The 16,218-nt window shown below is 43.5% G+C and carries 17 protein-coding genes; 12 read left to right on the top strand and 5 right to left on the bottom strand.

Features of this window, described 5'->3' with window-relative positions:
• Positions 1-331: 331 nt before the first annotated feature.
• Positions 332-682: a HopJ type III effector protein gene (locus tag IPL34_RS14125; protein ID WP_296842093.1), complete on the bottom strand. Its 351-nt coding sequence runs from the start codon at positions 680-682 to the stop codon at positions 332-334.
• A gap of 91 nt (positions 683-773) precedes the next feature.
• On the opposite strand from IPL34_RS14125, the gene IPL34_RS14120 reads away from it, so the two are divergent.
• The 3 genes from IPL34_RS14120 to IPL34_RS14110 are packed head-to-tail and all read left to right on the top strand — an operon-like array spanning position 774 to position 2,656.
• Positions 774-1,391: a YigZ family protein gene (locus IPL34_RS14120; protein ID WP_296842092.1), complete on the top strand. Its 618-nt coding sequence runs from the start codon at positions 774-776 to the stop codon at positions 1,389-1,391.
• A 60-nt stretch (positions 1,392-1,451) separates the two neighbouring features.
• The gene (locus IPL34_RS14115; RefSeq protein ID WP_296842091.1) at positions 1,452-1,676 is read left to right on the top strand and encodes a hypothetical protein; all 225 of its coding nucleotides are present in this window, start codon (positions 1,452-1,454) and stop codon (positions 1,674-1,676) included.
• On the top strand, positions 1,673-2,656 hold the full coding sequence (locus tag IPL34_RS14110; protein ID WP_296842090.1) for a YiiX/YebB-like N1pC/P60 family cysteine hydrolase: 984 nt from the start codon (positions 1,673-1,675) through the stop codon (positions 2,654-2,656). Before IPL34_RS14115 ends, IPL34_RS14110 begins: the two co-directional genes overlap by 4 nt.
• Before the next feature lie 82 nt (positions 2,657-2,738).
• Here IPL34_RS14110 and IPL34_RS14105 read toward each other — a convergent pair whose 3' ends face one another.
• Positions 2,739-3,209, bottom strand: coding sequence for a prepilin-type N-terminal cleavage/methylation domain-containing protein (locus IPL34_RS14105; RefSeq protein WP_296842089.1), 471 nt, complete (start codon positions 3,207-3,209; stop codon positions 2,739-2,741).
• A gap of 36 nt (positions 3,210-3,245) precedes the next feature.
• Here IPL34_RS14105 and tsaD point away from each other — a divergent pair, with 36 nt between their 5' ends.
• The gene (gene tsaD / locus IPL34_RS14100) at positions 3,246-4,247 is read left to right on the top strand and encodes a tRNA (adenosine(37)-N6)-threonylcarbamoyltransferase complex transferase subunit TsaD (protein ID WP_296842088.1); all 1,002 of its coding nucleotides are present in this window, start codon (positions 3,246-3,248) and stop codon (positions 4,245-4,247) included.
• On the opposite strand, the gene IPL34_RS14095 is transcribed toward tsaD, so the two are convergent.
• Positions 4,244-5,134, bottom strand: coding sequence for a DMT family transporter (locus tag IPL34_RS14095; RefSeq protein WP_296842087.1), 891 nt, complete (start codon positions 5,132-5,134; stop codon positions 4,244-4,246). The two genes, tsaD and IPL34_RS14095, sit on opposite strands and share 4 nt — an antisense overlap.
• A gap of 118 nt (positions 5,135-5,252) precedes the next feature.
• Here IPL34_RS14095 and IPL34_RS14090 point away from each other — a divergent pair, with 118 nt between their 5' ends.
• The 3 genes from IPL34_RS14090 to IPL34_RS14080 are packed head-to-tail and all read left to right on the top strand — an operon-like array spanning position 5,253 to position 8,435.
• Positions 5,253-7,019: an ABC transporter ATP-binding protein gene (locus IPL34_RS14090; RefSeq protein WP_296842086.1), complete on the top strand. Its 1,767-nt coding sequence runs from the start codon at positions 5,253-5,255 to the stop codon at positions 7,017-7,019.
• Between the two features lie 7 nt (positions 7,020-7,026).
• Complete coding sequence (locus IPL34_RS14085; RefSeq protein ID WP_296842085.1) at positions 7,027-7,551, top strand: methylated-DNA--[protein]-cysteine S-methyltransferase; 525 nt, start codon at positions 7,027-7,029, stop codon at positions 7,549-7,551.
• Positions 7,548-8,435: a DMT family transporter gene (locus IPL34_RS14080; protein ID WP_296842084.1), complete on the top strand. Its 888-nt coding sequence runs from the start codon at positions 7,548-7,550 to the stop codon at positions 8,433-8,435. Before IPL34_RS14085 ends, IPL34_RS14080 begins: the two co-directional genes overlap by 4 nt.
• Before the next feature lie 28 nt (positions 8,436-8,463).
• Here the strand turns inward: IPL34_RS14080 and IPL34_RS14075 are convergent, their stop codons facing one another.
• Both IPL34_RS14075 and IPL34_RS14070 read right to left on the bottom strand, forming a co-directional pair.
• Positions 8,464-8,928, bottom strand: coding sequence for a phosphate-starvation-inducible PsiE family protein (locus tag IPL34_RS14075; protein WP_296842083.1), 465 nt, complete (start codon positions 8,926-8,928; stop codon positions 8,464-8,466).
• A gap of 80 nt (positions 8,929-9,008) precedes the next feature.
• Positions 9,009-10,259 carry a YbiU family protein gene (locus IPL34_RS14070; RefSeq protein WP_296842082.1) on the bottom strand — a complete coding sequence of 417 codons (1,251 nt, stop codon included), beginning with the start codon at positions 10,257-10,259 and terminating at the stop codon, positions 9,009-9,011.
• 175 nt (positions 10,260-10,434) lie between these two features.
• Between IPL34_RS14070 and IPL34_RS14065 the strand changes: the two genes are divergently transcribed.
• The 5 genes from IPL34_RS14065 (at position 10,435) to ugpC (ending at position 16,138) form a co-directional block, all read left to right on the top strand.
• Positions 10,435-11,511: a LacI family DNA-binding transcriptional regulator gene (locus IPL34_RS14065; RefSeq protein ID WP_296842081.1), complete on the top strand. Its 1,077-nt coding sequence runs from the start codon at positions 10,435-10,437 to the stop codon at positions 11,509-11,511.
• A gap of 45 nt (positions 11,512-11,556) precedes the next feature.
• Positions 11,557-12,816 carry an ABC transporter substrate-binding protein gene (locus tag IPL34_RS14060; RefSeq protein ID WP_296842080.1) on the top strand — a complete coding sequence of 420 codons (1,260 nt, stop codon included), beginning with the start codon at positions 11,557-11,559 and terminating at the stop codon, positions 12,814-12,816.
• A gap of 435 nt (positions 12,817-13,251) precedes the next feature.
• Positions 13,252-14,148 carry a carbohydrate ABC transporter permease gene (locus tag IPL34_RS14055; protein WP_296842079.1) on the top strand — a complete coding sequence of 299 codons (897 nt, stop codon included), beginning with the start codon at positions 13,252-13,254 and terminating at the stop codon, positions 14,146-14,148.
• A complete protein-coding gene (locus IPL34_RS14050) occupies positions 14,141-15,016 on the top strand; it encodes a carbohydrate ABC transporter permease (RefSeq protein ID WP_296842078.1) in 876 nt (291 codons plus the stop codon). The genes IPL34_RS14055 and IPL34_RS14050 overlap by 8 nt, the downstream gene beginning before the upstream one ends.
• A 12-nt stretch (positions 15,017-15,028) precedes the next feature.
• A complete protein-coding gene (gene ugpC / locus IPL34_RS14045) occupies positions 15,029-16,138 on the top strand; it encodes a sn-glycerol-3-phosphate ABC transporter ATP-binding protein UgpC (protein ID WP_296842077.1) in 1,110 nt (369 codons plus the stop codon).
• Positions 16,139-16,218 lie beyond the last annotated feature (80 nt).

Raw genomic sequence — 16,218 nt, 5'->3', positions numbered from 1 at the left:
CGTGATAGTTCCAGCTCGACTACGCAGGGACACCTATTTAAGGGCGTAAACGAGACTGAAACAGTCTTCCTTGTGATCAATGCTTAGGTTTAATTCGAGGGTGGCGCAACGCCAACCTTGATCCGAAGATCAATCGCTAGACTTTTCATGGTTTGAAATTTAGCACAGCGTAATTAAAAGACAAGTATTAAATGACGAATAACCGCAAGAATAAAAATATATTTTTATTTTAGTCATTTTAGATTAAGGCTGGTCGTGATATGACCGACCACCTTTTTTAATATCTATCAGTTTACTCATGGCACTTAATTTTTATTTAGCTATGATACTTTTAATTTAAACGCATTAATGGCTGATCCTCAAACTGAATACCCTCCCAACCCGATAGCATAAAAGCACGAATATTAGCATGATCATGACCTTCGGGATGAGCTAACACCGCACGATAGTGCTCACCAAAACAGTGCAAGGTTTGCTCTTGCGTCAACTCATGCAGTAGACCAAATGCAAAAATCTTACACGAACCTTCATTCATCCCAGCAGGACTACTAATCGCGCCATTTTGGAACGCTTGCGGGGTATAGGCATAGTGGGCGTCAATGACTGCAATGACTTGACCAAATGTCACTTGTTCAGGCTGCTGGGCTACTTGCTCAATCAACTCTTTGACACTCATGACCATCTGACTTACTCCTGTATTAAAAGTAACAGTCTAACCAAAGGGCTGAACCTTAAGCTAGCCAAACTGACCAAAACTCATTAGAGTCATGCCTATGAAGCAAGGTTATTTTATTCCCAGTACTCATCATATTGTCGAAACCGACATTAAACGCAGCCAATTTATTACCCATATTGGGCATGCTACTAATCGTGCTGAGGCAGAAGCGTTTATTAAGCAATTGCGCCTTACCCATCCTCAGGCTACTCATGTATGCTGGGCATATATTGCAGGTGCACCTAATACTACAGTTACCTCCATGAGTGATGATGGAGAACCCAGTGGTACTGCGGGACGCCCTATGCTGAATGCATTACAGCATAGTGGGTTGGGGGAAATCGTGGCGGCTGTAGTGCGCTATTTTGGAGGCACAAAACTAGGCACGGGCGGATTGCAACGTGCTTATGGCGGCTGTGTCAAAGAGGCTTTGGCAACCCTACCGACTCAAGAAAAAATTGCCCAAACTACCTTAGTGCTTGAATGCGGCTATGAATTTGAAGCCTTAATACGCCATTTATTAACTTACTATCCCGCTCAATTAGTACAGTGTGATTACGGAGAAAAACTTTCTATGCAACTACTCGTCGCTATTGATCAGTGTGAGGCTTTGAAAGCGGACTTAATTAATCGCTCAGCAGGCGCTATTCAAGTTAAACAGTCGTTGGAAAAATAGCCGCAGCCACCTACAATGAGTTGATTAGCTATAGCATCTAGCTTGATTAATGAGAGTGTTATGAGATCTTTATCAACCTATTCCCTACAGAATGACTTATTGATTAGCCCTTGGTACTCCTACACACAACGACGCCTTGCACAACTTTGCGTAGCTGGTATCAGTGTATTGATTTTAAATGGTTGCGCTGCTGTGGCAGGCTTACCACCCCATATTACCAAGGAGCTAACCCCTTCAGCGCCTGCTACCAATAACTACCATCCTAAAGAGGCTAAACAACCATGAAAGCTGGGCTAGTTAGTACCCTTTTTGCCTTAACTATGTTGCTAGTGGGCTATGGTTATGCAGCTGAGCCATTGACCGCGCAAGTTAATCCTAAGCTATTAGGAACCTCCAGCTTCAGCAAATGGGGGCTACCGCTTAAAACGGGACAAATTGTAGTAACTGAATCGCCGGAACCTATTAATACCATTTACATGCTGCTCTATCCGCAGTTTTCCCCTTTTATTCATGTCGGTATTTTGGAGCTAGAAGATGATCAAGCTTATGTGTATGAGTCGAGCGGTGAGTATAAATTAGGTTTAGATAATAAACCTCCCACGGATCATGTAGAAGGTTATGTGAGACGTATTCCTTTGACCCAATATATTAGCGAATATGGTGAAACAGTATCCTTTTACCAGCCACCTAATGCGGATCTGAGCAAAGTATTACAACAAGCCAAACAGCATGCAGACGCTAAAACCCCGTTCGATGCTTATTTTAATTATACCGACCGCTCTAGGTTGTATTGTTCAGAGTTTGTGGCGCATGCCTTTGAAGCAGGTGGTGCTCCTGCCTATCGAACTGTACCGATGCAGCTCAATGCCTCTATGCAAACCATCGTGTCTTGGCTCAAAGTGAAAGACCGCGCTATTTTACCCGTGGAACAACTTATTGCTCACTCAAACTGGGTAGGTACGATTAGCACAAAATATACCCTCACTGAGTTAAAAGCAGACCGTGCAGTCAAAGCTCAACTCTATCAACGTTTTACCTCCAATCAAAAGCTCGGCAATATCCTAGCATGGGGTGGAACCAGTGTTAGTTTTCAACCCGCTGTCGCTAACTTTAAACAACAAGCCTTAACTGCGTTTGATAAAAACCAGACCTATAGTGCGGCACAAGTAGCAAGCAAGGTCAGTGAATTGGCGGATCAATACTTAGGCAAATTTGAGACCCGTAATATTGCATTATGCAAACTCGACTTTAGCCTATGCCATTAATAGACACTCTGGAAACATCCCTACCGACTCATTGTGAGGCTAGCATATGCTATAGATGTGCCAGATCAACAAGAAGCCTAGCTTAGCTACAGGTACTATTATTACAACGACATACTAAGGGCACAAAACGCTCGGATAAATTAGCACTCTTATAGCACTTCCAACGCAAGGAGGATTGCAAGGCTTGACTGGTATCTAATTCTAAATAGACAAAACTAGGTTGCCCCACGACCAAAACATCAGGCTCAAATTCAATGTTGATTCTAAATTGCTGCCCACCATTGAGCTGCTCGCCTGTGACACCTTTGACGGCTTTAGTCTTAAAACTTTTATTGGTTAAGGTACTATCTAAAATGCTCGCGGGCCATTGTCCGTGAGTACCATAGTAGGTGGCAACATCGGCTTTGGTTTCAGATACCACATTTAAAGCTTCTACCACATAGGCGCGTTTGATGTAGTCTTGATAGGCGGGTAAAGCAAATGCTGCTAAGATACCGATAATGGCAACCACCATCATTAACTCAATTAAAGTGAAACCTTGAGCTTGTTTCATACGTTATTTATTCATTAATTATTTTGATTATAGTATATGATTATTTTAGGAATTGAAACCTCCTGTGATGAGTCTGGCGTAGCCGTTTACTCTACAAAACAGGGGCTTTTATCGCATCAATTATTCAGTCAAATAAAGCTGCACGCTGAATACGGAGGGGTTGTTCCTGAATTAGCCTCACGTGATCATATTCGCCGCGTGTTACCCTTGATTAAACAAGCGCTGCAAGACGCTGATTTGACCCTCAATGATTTAAATGGAATTGCCTATACCGCTGGTCCCGGACTCATTGGTGCATTAATGACGGGAGCCTCGATTGCCCGCTCCTTAGCATGGGGTTTAACTATTCCCTCAGTGGGTGTGCACCATATGGAAGGTCACTTACTGGCCCCTTTATTAGAACCTAATCCGCCTCAATTCCCTTTTGTAGCTCTATTAGTATCGGGCGGACATACCATGCTCGTTGATGTACCTCGTTTAGGTGAATACCATCTACTCGGTGAAAGTGTCGATGATGCAGCAGGTGAGGCCTTTGATAAAACGGCTAAATTATTAGGCTTAGATTATCCGGGGGGGCCCTTACTCGCTAAATTAGCCTTGCAAGGACGTGCTGGACTGTATCGTTTTCCGCGCCCTATGACGGATCGTCCGGGCTGTGATTTTAGTTTTAGTGGCTTAAAAACCTCCACTCTCACTGCATGGCAACACTCACCTCAAACCGAACAGGACAAGGCTGATATTGCCCGTGCCTTTGAAGAAGCAGTGGTTGATACTTTAACTATTAAATGCCGTCGCGCCTTAGAGCAAACCGGACGCAAACAATTAGTAGTAGCAGGTGGAGTGGGAGCCAATCAACGCTTAAGAACCCAACTCGCTACTTTGCCTGCACAAGTGTTTTTTCCACGCCTAGAATTTTGTACCGATAATGGCGCTATGATTGCCTTGGCGGGAGCATTGCGTTTACAAGCAGGGGCAACTGAACCCCCTATTATTCAAGTGCGTCCCCGCTGGCCATTAATGGAATTATCAGCCGCTTAATTAGCGGGAGCTGGAGAACGGCGTTGCTGGTAAATCTGCCAAACAATATTGCTAAGTAACGCCATTAAAATCACTAGCCCTCCGATTAGGGTAGCCGTACTAGGCACTTCATGATGAAACAACCACACCCATACTGGTCCTAGGACTGGCTCTAAAGTACTCAATAAAGCGGCTAATGCGGCTGGAATCAAACGTGCCCCACTGACAAAAAGTGCTAAACCCAAACCTAGATTTAATGCCCCAAATGCCATTAACCAACCTAAATCAGCCTTACTCAGCGCAAAATCATGCGCCATAATCGCAGCAAATAGCCCTGACATCATGACTCCCGTCGCCACCGCAGGCGTCATTCGTACATGAGCATAATGACGGGTAATCACTGTCGCACCCGCAAAAGAAAACGCTAAGGCCAGAGCAAATAGATTGCCTAATAAAGACAAATCGTCGCCCAAAGAATCCGACACCATAATCACTAAACCCAAAACCACCCCTATAATGGCTAGCCATGTCGCTAGCGGTACGGATTCCTTGAAGATAATCCACGCAAAAAATGCTGCAATTAAGGGAGCGGCGGCCTGAATCAATAACACATTAGCCACACTGGTATAAGAAATAGCGAGCACAAAACAGGTAGTTGAAATGGCAAAGCATAGTGCGACCTCTAATCCCGCCCAGCCCATTGAGCGAAATAACTGCGCTGAGCCTTTAATGCCATCACGCCACCCTAAAAAACCTAATAAAAACAAAGCCGCAAACAAAGAGCGCCAAGCTACTACTGCCCATTGATCTTCTAATCCAATTGAACGCGAAATCACCCCGCCACTACTCCAAACGAGTGCGGCTAATAACACCAAAAGCGTACCTTGTTGGGTGGTATGTGTTGTCATAAATAAATGCCTAACTTTTAAGTGCGCGGCATTCTAGCACTGCAAAAGTTTAAGTATAGGTACAGTTCTAGCGATAATTTGCGATACACTTAGCCGCCTAGTTATTAGGATGGTCGTAATGAAAACGGTTTTTAAGGAATACGGAAAACTACTCTGGCGACTACGCTGGTCATTATTAGTAGTGCTATTAAGTATTACTGCGGCGGTGAGCTTAGATATAGCTATACCCTTGATTTATAAAAATATCGCTAATGCACTCACACAACCTTTTAGCCCCAGCACCCTAGCAGTGCTACAAGATAATCTGCTCTACCTAGTGTTAATGTTTCTAGCGATGTGGGTGTCGTGGCGGTTTGTTGAGTTTGGCATTATCCCTCTGGAAGCTGGGGGTATTCGGTATTTAGATCGTTTTTGTTTTGAGACCTTATTAAAGCAGCCCTATCGCTTCTTTGAAGATAACTTTTCTGGCAGTTTGGTCAAACAAGCGACCCGTTATACGCGTTCTTTTGAAAGTATTACCGATTGGTTTGTCTTTCAGCTTTATCACAAACTACTGGCTATTAGTGCGGCTTTTATTATCTTCTACCTCCAAGATCCTCATTTCGCGGGCTACTTTTTGCTTTGGGTAGCGTTGTTTATTGCTTGGAGTGTTGGGTTTTCAGTTTGGAAACTCAAATTTGATGAGCGAGTCGCCAACTGGGATTCTAAACTAGGCGGAGCTTATTCCGACTCTATTAGCAATATTGGTATCGTCAAAGGCTTTGCTTTAGAGCGCCGTGAACTCGCTAATATGACTGATCTCGCCACTCAATCCTATAAAAGTCGGCGTCTATCATGGATTTTAATGTTCGTCTCGTTCTCGGTGCAGGGTCTGCTCACCTTTAGCATGGAAGCGCTGATTGTGTATTGGATGATTCTCGATTGGCAGCAAGGCAACTTTGAGGTGGGACAATATGTGTTATTCCAATCAGTAATTTTATTATTGATTCGTTATTTATGGGATTTTGGGCATAGTTTCCGTCCATTTTTCACTGCCTTAGCCGATGCGCGAGAAATGGCTGAAATTATTCAACGCACCGAGATAGAACAAGATTCACCTAACGCTCAAGTACATAAAATTACCCAAGGTTTAATTGAATTTCAAAAAGTATCGTTTAGCTATCGCCCAGCTACTACAGAACCAGAGCTAACACACACCGCGCTCTTCCAAGCCTTTGATTTAACCATTCGCTCTGGGGAGAAAGTGGCCTTAGTGGGGCATTCGGGATCGGGTAAAACCTCATTGACTAAACTCTTGTTCCGCTTTATAGACCCGCAATCCGGTGTGATTAAAATCGATGGCATACCGACTCATGATTACACTTTGAGCGCATTACGTGAACAAATTGCTTTAGTACCGCAACAGCCTGAACTGTTTCATCGCTCCATCAGCGACAATATTACTCTAGGTAAAACCATTACCGAGGCAGAGTTATTAGAAGCTGCCCAACAAGCGCAAGCCTTAGACTTTATTCAAGCCTTGCCGGAAGGATTTGCAACTTTAGTCGGTGAACGCGGGGTGAAATTATCGGGCGGTGAAAAACAACGCATTGCTATAGCCCGCGCTTTATTACAACGCACTCCGATTGTGGTCTTAGATGAGGCGACCAGTGCTTTAGACTCCTTGACCGAGCAACATATTCAAACCGCTATTTTTGAACTGATTAAAGATAAAACTGCCATTGTGATTGCGCATAGGCTTTCAACTATTTTGCGTATGGATCGAATTATAGTGCTCGCCAATGGCGAAATTATTGAGCAAGGCACACATACGGAACTACTGGCACAGCAAGGGCATTATTACCGTATGTGGCAACATCAAAGTGGCGAGTTTTTAAAGGACTAATACCCTCATGCAGTTCCCTATTCAGTTAGAGCGTATACAGCAGCTCCCCCCTAATTGGTTTTGGTGTGAAAGTAGCAGTCCTTTTGGACTGCTCAGAAGCCAATGGAGCCTGAACCAAAATCAACCTATTTTGCATACTTTAGAATATGTATCTGCTCAAACAGAGGCTTGGGAGGTAAGCCGTAAACAAGCGGAACTACCTGACTCACGTTTAGCTAAACTCTGGAATAATAATCAAACGATTGATTGGCAGCCCTTAAGCATTCAAGCAGTAGGAACCGAGTTTCAATATAGTGTGTGGCAAGCCTTGCTAACCATTCCATTTGCCACGACTTGTAGCTATCAAGCCATTGCACAGCAAATTCAAAATCCCCAAGCGGTTAGAGCGGTTGGGAGTGCCATTGGTAAAAACCCTATTTTTTATTTAATCCCTTGTCACCGTGTCTTAAGAAGCGATGGTAGTTTAGGCGGATATTTATGGGGTTTAGAACTCAAACAGCAATTATTAAATTGGGAACAAAGCTTTTTATGAGTTCACAAACTAAAGCCTATCTATTTGCCCTCAGTGCTGTTTTACTATGGTCGACTGTTGCTACGGCTTTTAAACTCACTTTACAATATCTCACGCCTGCGCAATTAGTTTTACTCTCTAGTATTGCCTCAGTCTTAGTATTAGGTGTGATTTTAGTAGTGCAAGGTAAATTGAATCAGCTCAAGTCTCTCACTATCCAAGATTGGAAAGCCTCGCTGTTATTGGGCGCAATTAATCCTACGATTTATTATTTAGTATTATTCCAAGCTTATGCTTTATTACCCGCTCAAGAAGCGCAAGCGATTAATTATAGCTGGGCTATTACTATGACGCTTTTGGCTATTCCCTTACTCAAACAAAAGCTACGCTGGCAAGATGTAGTAGCAGCAGCATTTTGTTATCTAGGTGTCTTAGTCATTGCCACTCATGGTCAACTCATGGACTTAAAGTTTTCTAGTACTCTAGGTGTGGTATTGGCTTTAGTGAGTACTGTGCTATGGGCACTGTATTGGATTTTAAATACTCGTGATCGACGCGATCCAGTCATGGGCTTATTATTAAATTTCTTATGCGCTATCCCTTTGATTTTACTCTATTGCCTAGTGACTGGAGAGCTTAAGCCTATGGCTTGGCAAGGGGTCGCAGGTAGTATTTATATTGGCATTTTTGAAATGGGCTTGACCTTTGTACTATGGCTCAGTGCCATGAAATACACGACTAGCACCGCTAAAATCTCTAATCTGATTTTTATTTCACCCTTTTTATCACTGGTACTCATCTATTTTATTTTAGGCGAGAAAATACTACCGACTACCTTTATAGGTTTGGGCTTGATTATAGGTGGCTTAGTATTGCAGCAATGGAAAAAGCGCTTATCCTCCTAAACAGCCAACTAATAAAAACCCTATTAGATCAATCTATCTTAGTTTGCTGAGTATCGGTATCGGAAACTCGTTTAGTCAACTCTTGATCCGAACTAAAACGTGCCTCACTAATACGCAAAACCAAGGCAGCCAAAGATAATAATAAAATAGCAGTGACAATAGTTATAATCTTAGCATTATCAAACATTTTTAAATCAATGGCTAAATAACGCGTTAAAGCTGTTAGGGAGATAAACAATAGAAAAATGACTGGTAAACGATGAGTGCGGAAAAAGATCCCGACCATCGCCCCCAACTCTAAATAAATGAATAATAATAAAATATCATCCAAAGTGGCATAGGGTTTACTCATAATCTCATGAATATAGGCATGAATCGCCGACCATACTATCGTGCCACCAATGACAAATAAGCCAATCAGATGAAAAAGCTCAACTGCATGATCGCCAATTTGCTCCAACCATTTACCAAAAATCTGTATTTTGTCTTGCATACGATGATCTACCTAGCGTCGAATGGGTTTTAATGACTGTACTCGCTAGCAGCCATTAAACCCATATCAACAAGTGGAGATTACCAAGCCATGAGTCCCATTTGCTTTTTGCCTAGCTCCGTTAAATCCGCTGCTGTAGCACGATCATGATAATTCAGCTCGTAATGTTCAGGTGCAAAATCAGGCGCACTTTCGCCTTTTTGGAAAGCCTGAGCTTGTTTAGCTAGATACTTCACATTTTTCTCACAATAAGGAGCAGCACCGATATAAATCACATTGCTATACCCCTGCCCTTTGTGCTCATCCTCTACAGCGTGAATCACATCAGGATGCCACCAAATACTATCCCCCGGCTGCATCAATGGTATGCTGGTTAAAGCATCTAGCAATAAGCCATGCCACTGTGGGCTACACAATAAAGCTCGCCCAGCAATAGCCGAGCATAAATCCTCTTCAGGCACATCCGGTTGTAAAGCTCTTAGATACATCCAGCCCATAGCACGCGCAATCGGCACTAATTGCAAAGTACCATCACTCGGCCCTTGCGGAGTGAGAGCCGTCCAACCTTGATAAGTACGAAACATGCTACACACCGCTGGTGAAGGAATTTCCTCTGTTTCAGTCCGATACGCTGCATCAAAAGGATCATAAGCCTGCCAATTACCTTCCAATAAATGACGATAGACTTTCCAAAACCCATTGCGGTCTAACCAACGCTCTACCGAGCCACCATCGATATGCGGTTTTAGCCCTAATGAATTATCCCCCGGTTCACGTCGACGCGTGCGGTCAGCATATAAGCACTCACGATCAGGATCAAAGACTGTACCAACTTCATCACTTTGATAAGTCCAAAGCCGATTTAAAAAGCGCCGTGCTTGAGCCAAATTCTCTGATTGACGCGCTTCCATCTGTGGCTTAGACCAATACACGCTAAAGATTTGAGGCTTGCCAGCTTGTAAAGAGGAAAAATATTTATCCAGACCTTTGTCAGGGGTGTCGTAGTAACCATTACTGATTAAATACTCTCCTATGCGCTCACTCCACTGCTCTGCTTGGGCACGCGGAAAGGTATTACGTATCACCACACAACCGCGCTTACGAATCAGTGCTTTTTGCTCCTCACTCACCTGATTGTGTAGTACGGCTTGATAGTCTAATTCTGGAATAATACTTTTGCCTTGTGCTTTTAATGCCTTAATTTCATCCACCTCGGCTTGAATCGAGGCTGTCATCTCGGTATAGGTCTGCTCTAAAACCTTACTTTTTTTGTGTAGTTCAACTTTGACTTCACGTACTGCATTAGGTACGTCTGCTATCGATAAACTCATCTTTTTACTCTCCGAAATCGGTTTAAATCACTGGAACGATCCAAATTTACCTAGGTTGGATTACCCCTCATCTTGCCCAAGCATGCGAAATGCTGCAACTTATGGAACGTTCCATATTGATTTTTTTATTTAACTCGTTTAGTTTAGTTCACAGATTGTTGTGGAGGAGAGACTGGTGAATACAGTTCATAGGTGGAACGTTCCAAATACGCCTGAGCGCAAACGTGTAACTCTGCACGATGTAGCTGAACACGTAGGGGTTTCTAAATCAACTGTCTCATTGGTACTCCAAAACAGTGATAGTGTCAGTGCCACAACTCGTGAAAAAGTGTTACGTGGTATTGATGAAACGGGTTATGTCTACAATCGCAAAGCGGCAGCTTTACGCCAAACTGTGGCCAGTGATCTCATTGGTGTCATGGTTAATGGCCTTAATACCCCCTACAGCGGTGAGATCCTAAATCATTGCGAAAAAGTGGCGTTACAACGTGGGGTTGTGCCCATGTTTTCCAGCAATGCAGAGCAATTTGCACAGCAGGAAAAACTGGTGCAGATCTACATGGAGTATAAAGTAGGGGGTATTATTCTTTGTCCTGCTCCGCAAACCACGGCTTCGTGGTTGGACAAAATTTGGCGCTCTGGTTTTCCTCTAGTACAAATCATGCGTGAGGTACCATTTTGCCAATTTCCTGCTGTTGTGGCTGATAACCGCAATGGTATTTATACCGCTACTCGACATTTAATTCAGCTAGGGCATCAAAAAATAGCTTTTTTAGGAGGACGTGAAGATATATCAGATTACCATGATCGCCTGACGGGCTATATGGATGCCATGAATGAAGCTGGATTACGTGTCCCTTCTGGTTATATTTACCCTATCGCTAATAGTCGTCAAGCAGGTCGCCAAGCCCTAAAAACTGTACTGAATTACGATCATAGTATTAGTGCCGTGGTTTGCTTTTCAGACGAAATGGCCTATGGCGTTTTAAGTGTTTCGCGTGAACTAGGGATTAAAGTAGGCTCAGATCTAGCGGTAGTGGGTTTTGATGATTTAACCGATTCCAGTATCACCCACCCTGCTTTGACTACTATACGGGTAGAAGCCTCTCAATTTGCTCATCAAGCAATGGATTTATTGCAGGTTTATATGAATAAACCTCAGGCTAAACCTGAGCGTTTAATCGTACCTGCACGTTTAATGGTAAGAGAATCTTGTGGTACGCCCAAGCACTCAACAGTTAGCTATATTTAGCAATCTCAACTCAATTGATTGCATTTTTAAACCCTGGAGGATGTTATGAAATTAACTACGCTAAAAACCACTCTACTGGCTGCTACTTTAGCTTTAGCGTTCAGCAGTACTGCTCGTGCGGCTGAAGAAGTTGAGGTATTGCATTGGTGGACATCAGGTGGTGAAGCTAAAGCGTTAGGAGTACTCAAGGAAGATTTAAATAAACAAGGCATTGGTTGGAAAGATATGCCGGTTGCAGGTGGTGGCGGTACTGCTGCGATGACTGTACTACGTGCTCGCGTACAAGCCAAAAATGCTCCTACCGCAGTACAAATGTTAGGCTTTGATATTCAAGACTGGGCTAAAGAAGGCGCAACCGCCAACTTAGATAGCCTCGCTGCTGAAGAAGGCTGGGACAAAGTTGTTCCTGAAGCTTTACAGCGTTTTGCTAAATATGATGGTCACTGGGTGTCTGCACCGGTAAACGTTCACTCTACCAACTGGGTATGGGCTAACAAGAAAGTGTTAGAAGACGCTGGTGTGACCGAACCGCCTAAAGATTGGGATGGTTTCATTGCCGCTTTAGACAAAGTTAAAGGTAAAGGTTTAACTGCGCTAGCACATGGTGGTCAACCTTGGCAAGATGCTACTCTGTTTGACAGCGTAGTCTTAGCGACTGGCGGCCCAGACTTCTATAAAAAATCGATGATCGACTTAGATAAAGAAGCGTTAAGCTCAGATACTATGAAACAAGTATTTGATCGCATGAAGCAATTACGTGGTTATGTAGATGATAGTTTCTCTGGTCGTGACTGGAACCTCTCTTCTGCTATGGTTATTGAAGGTAAAGCGGGCTTCCAAATCATGGGTGACTGGGCAAAAGGCGAATTCTTAAATGCAGGCAAAAAACCTGATGAAGATTTCCTCTGCTTCCGTACCCCCGGTACTCAAGGCTCTGTAACCTTCAACTCTGACCAGTTTGTGATGTTCAATGTGGGTGAAGCAGGTCAAAAAGCGCAATTAGCTATGGCTAAGGCGGTCATGTCACCTACTTTCCAATCTGCATTCAATGTGGTTAAAGGTTCAGTACCTGCGCGTACTGACGTACCGAATGAAGCCTTTGATGCTTGCGGTAAAAAAGGTATGGTAGAACTGGCTGAAGCGGCTTCAGCAGGTCAACTAATGGGTTCTATGGCTCATGGTCATGCTGCACCTGCTGCGGTCAAAAATGCTCTCTATGACGTAGTAACTAAACACTTCAATGGCAATGTCGCCTCTGAGGATGCTGTGAAAGAATTAGTTGCTGCCATCGAAGGCGCTAAGTAATTAGTTTGATGTGATAGTCTTGGAAGTACTCAATTTTTTGAGTACTTCTAAGGCAAAGCGCTATAGTAAATGGGTAAAATAGTTTAACCCCTTAGGTAGATGATTTTTGGAGAGAGTCGTGCTGTTTGAGCGTAGCGAGTTTCACGCCTCTCGGAAAAAATTATCTACCTAAGGGGTTAAACGCTAGTTGATAAGCTTTAGATACTACCTTTCAGTAGACTAACTCTTTAATTAACTGTGTAGTTTGCTGCTACCCAGTAGGCGTCTAAGTCTAGGGAGTAAATGTTTTTCCAAAGGGCGTGAAACTCGCTACGCTCAAACAGCACGACCTTTTCCAAAACACTTACTCCTTAGACTTAAAACTCACCCACAAGCTCTAAAACAACAAAGTACTCAGTGACTTAAATTTTAACTCCAATCCACAGGAGCAGGCTAATGACCAACACCACCGCTGACTGGCGTGGCTGGGCACGACACCACCTACCCAAGTTAGTCCTGTCACCCTCTTTCGCAGTGACACTCTTTTTCGTCTATGGCTTTATTCTCTATACAGGTTATCTCTCCATGACCTCTTCTAGAATGATGCCTAACTTTAATTTCGTTGGCTTGGAAAATTATACCAAGCTATGGCAAACCCTAAACTGGCAAGTAGCACTTAATAATTTAGCTATTTTCGGCACGCTCTATATCGTTATCTGCGGTTTATTAGGGATGTTGCTAGCCATTTTATTAGACCAGAAAATTCGTGGTGAGGGTTTCTTACGCCCTATTTATTTATACCCGATGGCGCTTTCTTTTATTGTAACAGGCACGGCTTGGAAGTGGTTTTTGAATCCGGGCTTAGGACTAGAAAAAACCATGCACGAATGGGGCTGGACTAGCTTTAAATTTGACTGGCTGATTAACTCTGATATGGCTATTTATACCGTAGTCATTGCGGCGGTATGGCAAAGCTCAGGCTTTGTGATGGCAATGTTTTTAGCGGGTTTACGCGGTATTGATAGCGAACAAGTTAAAGCTGCGCAACTAGATGGTGCTTCTGCATTCCAAACTTACTGGCGCATTATCATTCCCCAATTACGCCCCGTATTTTTAAGTGCCTTTGTAGTATTAGCGCATATGGCGATTAAGTCCTATGACCTCGTAGTAGCGTTAACGGGAGGGGGCCCTGGTAACGCCACTGAAGTACCAGCTACCTTTATGTATTCCTATACCTTTACTCGTAATCAAATGGGCGTGGGTGCGGCTTCAGCCATGATTATGCTCATGACCATTGCCGCTATTATAGTGCCTTACCTCTATGCTGAAACACGGGAGAAGCGCCATGACTAATCAAGAAGTAAAAGCCAGCTCTAGTCGTTTTTGGCGCGTATTGATTTACACCACACTGATTGTATTTGCGGCTTTTTATCTATTACCGCTATTCGTTATGCTCATTACTAGCTTTAAAGAGCTAGACGAATTACGCCAAGGCAATGTGCTTTCACTGCCACAAAACTGGACGACGGCCGCGTGGGTAAAAGCGTGGGGTAGTGCTTGTATTGGCTTAACCTGCGAAGGGATCAATGGTTATTTCTGGAACTCCATTAAAATGGTAGTACCTGCTGTCATTATTTCGACTTTATTAGGTGCGATTAATGGCTATGTACTCACTAAATGGCGTTTCAAAGGTGACCGTTGGGTGTTTGCTTTAATGCTATTTGGTTGCTTTATTCCTTTCCAAATTGTGCTCATTCCTATGTCACAAGTATTGGGTAATCTAGGTTTAGCAGGTACGACCACAGGCTTAGTATTAGTACACGTCACTTATGGTATTGGTTTTGCCACCCTATTCTTCCGTAACTATTATGCTGCCTTCCCTACCGAATTAGTTAAAGCTGCGATGATTGATGGCGCTAGTTTCTTTGGTATTTTCTGGCGTATTTTATTACCCAGCTCTGGCCCGATTATTGTGGTTACTGTCATTTGGCAATTTACCAATATTTGGAATGACTTCTTATTTGGTGCGTCATTTGCCGCCGGAGAAGGTGCGCCTATGACCGTAGCACTCAATAACTTGGTCAGTAGTTCAACAGGTGTCAAAGAATATAACGTGGATATGGCGGCTGCGATGATTGCTGCATTGCCCACTCTGCTCGTTTACATCGTAGCAGGACGCTATTTCGTGCGTGGCTTAATGGCTGGCTCGGTTAAAGGTTAGAGGATAAAAACAATGGCTTCTTTAGAAATCCGCAATGTATGCAAATCCTACGGCAGCGTTGACGTTTTAAAAAATATTAATATTTCGATTGATCACGGTGACTTCTTAGTATTAGTTGGCCCTTCGGGTTGTGGTAAATCAACTTTGCTGAGCATGATTGCAGGCTTAGATGAGATTACCTCAGGTGAACTGATCATCGATGATGAGGTAGTGAATAATAAACACCCTTCGCAACGTGATATAGCCATGGTGTTCCAATCCTATGCGCTTTATCCCAATATGAGCGTGGAAAAGAATATTGCTTTCGGCTTAGAAATGCGCGGTGTGCCTAAAGCTGAGCGCGACAAAAAGGTCGAAAGTGTCTCTCAAATGCTGCAAATTGGTCCCCTACTCAAGCGCAAACCCGCTCAACTTTCAGGCGGTCAACGTCAACGGGTGGCCATGGGACGCGCTTTAGTGCGTGAACCTAAAATCTTCTTATTTGATGAACCACTATCGAACCTTGATGCCAAACTGCGTGTTGACATGCGCACTGAAATCAAAAAGCTGCATCAGCGTCTGGGCGCTACTATTGTGTATGTGACCCATGATCAGATTGAGGCGATGACCTTAGCCACGCGCATTGCGATTATGAAGGCGGGGATATTGCAACAACTAGGGACTCCTCAAGAAGTTTACGATACCCCTAATAATGTATTCGTTGCTAGCTTCATGGGTTCACCTTCTATGAATCTAATACCTGCTACCTTAGTAGCCCATCAAAATGGTATAGCGGCGCGTTTAACCACTCACGGTAATAATGACTTATTGCTACCTTTCCCCAATCCTGAGCATTATAAGTCGTGGGTGGATAAGGCCGTCATTTTAGGTATTCGTCCTGAAGCGATTACCGATGTTAGCAGTGCCGAACCGAATAATCCTTGGGTATTCCAAGCGGATTGTTTAGTCGATGTCACAGAACCTACGGGTGCTGATGTCTATGTGCTCACTACCTTAGGTGGTAAAGAAATTGTGGCACGTATGCGCTCTAACTGCGGGGCAGTAGTAGGACAAAAAGCACCTTTTGCTTTCAATATGGCTAAAGCGGTGTTATTTGATCCCCAAACAGAAAATCGTATTTAGAGCGCATCTAGTGCCTAAAATTATAACTATAGACTAAATACGTTATCACGAGGTGGTACTAGGTATTAGTACTACCTTGC

Source organism: Thiofilum sp., from assembly GCF_016711335.1.
Lineage (GTDB): Bacteria > Pseudomonadota > Gammaproteobacteria > Thiotrichales > Thiotrichaceae > Thiofilum.
The sequence above is the reverse complement of the archived record's forward strand: the minus strand, read 5'-3'. Positions and strand labels throughout refer to the sequence as shown.

Excerpts from the sequence above, each read along its gene's own strand:
- IPL34_RS14090 (WP_296842086.1), top strand. The coding sequence starts at position 5,253 with ATGAAAACGGTTTTTAAGGAATACGGAAAACTACTCTGGCGACTACGC.
- IPL34_RS14050 (WP_296842078.1), top strand. The coding sequence starts at position 14,141 with ATGACTAATCAAGAAGTAAAAGCCAGCTCTAGTCGTTTTTGGCGCGTA.
- IPL34_RS14080 (WP_296842084.1), top strand. The coding sequence starts at position 7,548 with ATGAGTTCACAAACTAAAGCCTATCTATTTGCCCTCAGTGCTGTTTTA.
- IPL34_RS14085 (WP_296842085.1), top strand. The coding sequence starts at position 7,027 with ATGCAGTTCCCTATTCAGTTAGAGCGTATACAGCAGCTCCCCCCTAAT.
- ugpC (WP_296842077.1), top strand. The coding sequence starts at position 15,029 with ATGGCTTCTTTAGAAATCCGCAATGTATGCAAATCCTACGGCAGCGTT.
- IPL34_RS14120 (WP_296842092.1), top strand. The coding sequence starts at position 774 with ATGAAGCAAGGTTATTTTATTCCCAGTACTCATCATATTGTCGAAACC.
- tsaD (WP_296842088.1), top strand. The coding sequence starts at position 3,246 with ATGATTATTTTAGGAATTGAAACCTCCTGTGATGAGTCTGGCGTAGCC.
- IPL34_RS14055 (WP_296842079.1), top strand. The coding sequence starts at position 13,252 with ATGACCAACACCACCGCTGACTGGCGTGGCTGGGCACGACACCACCTA.
- IPL34_RS14125 (WP_296842093.1), bottom strand. The coding sequence starts at position 682 with ATGGTCATGAGTGTCAAAGAGTTGATTGAGCAAGTAGCCCAGCAGCCT.
- IPL34_RS14060 (WP_296842080.1), top strand. The coding sequence starts at position 11,557 with ATGAAATTAACTACGCTAAAAACCACTCTACTGGCTGCTACTTTAGCT.
- IPL34_RS14075 (WP_296842083.1), bottom strand. The coding sequence starts at position 8,928 with ATGCAAGACAAAATACAGATTTTTGGTAAATGGTTGGAGCAAATTGGC.
- IPL34_RS14070 (WP_296842082.1), bottom strand. The coding sequence starts at position 10,259 with ATGAGTTTATCGATAGCAGACGTACCTAATGCAGTACGTGAAGTCAAA.
- IPL34_RS14110 (WP_296842090.1), top strand. The coding sequence starts at position 1,673 with ATGAAAGCTGGGCTAGTTAGTACCCTTTTTGCCTTAACTATGTTGCTA.
- IPL34_RS14105 (WP_296842089.1), bottom strand. The coding sequence starts at position 3,209 with ATGAAACAAGCTCAAGGTTTCACTTTAATTGAGTTAATGATGGTGGTT.
- IPL34_RS14095 (WP_296842087.1), bottom strand. The coding sequence starts at position 5,134 with ATGACAACACATACCACCCAACAAGGTACGCTTTTGGTGTTATTAGCC.
- IPL34_RS14115 (WP_296842091.1), top strand. The coding sequence starts at position 1,452 with ATGAGATCTTTATCAACCTATTCCCTACAGAATGACTTATTGATTAGC.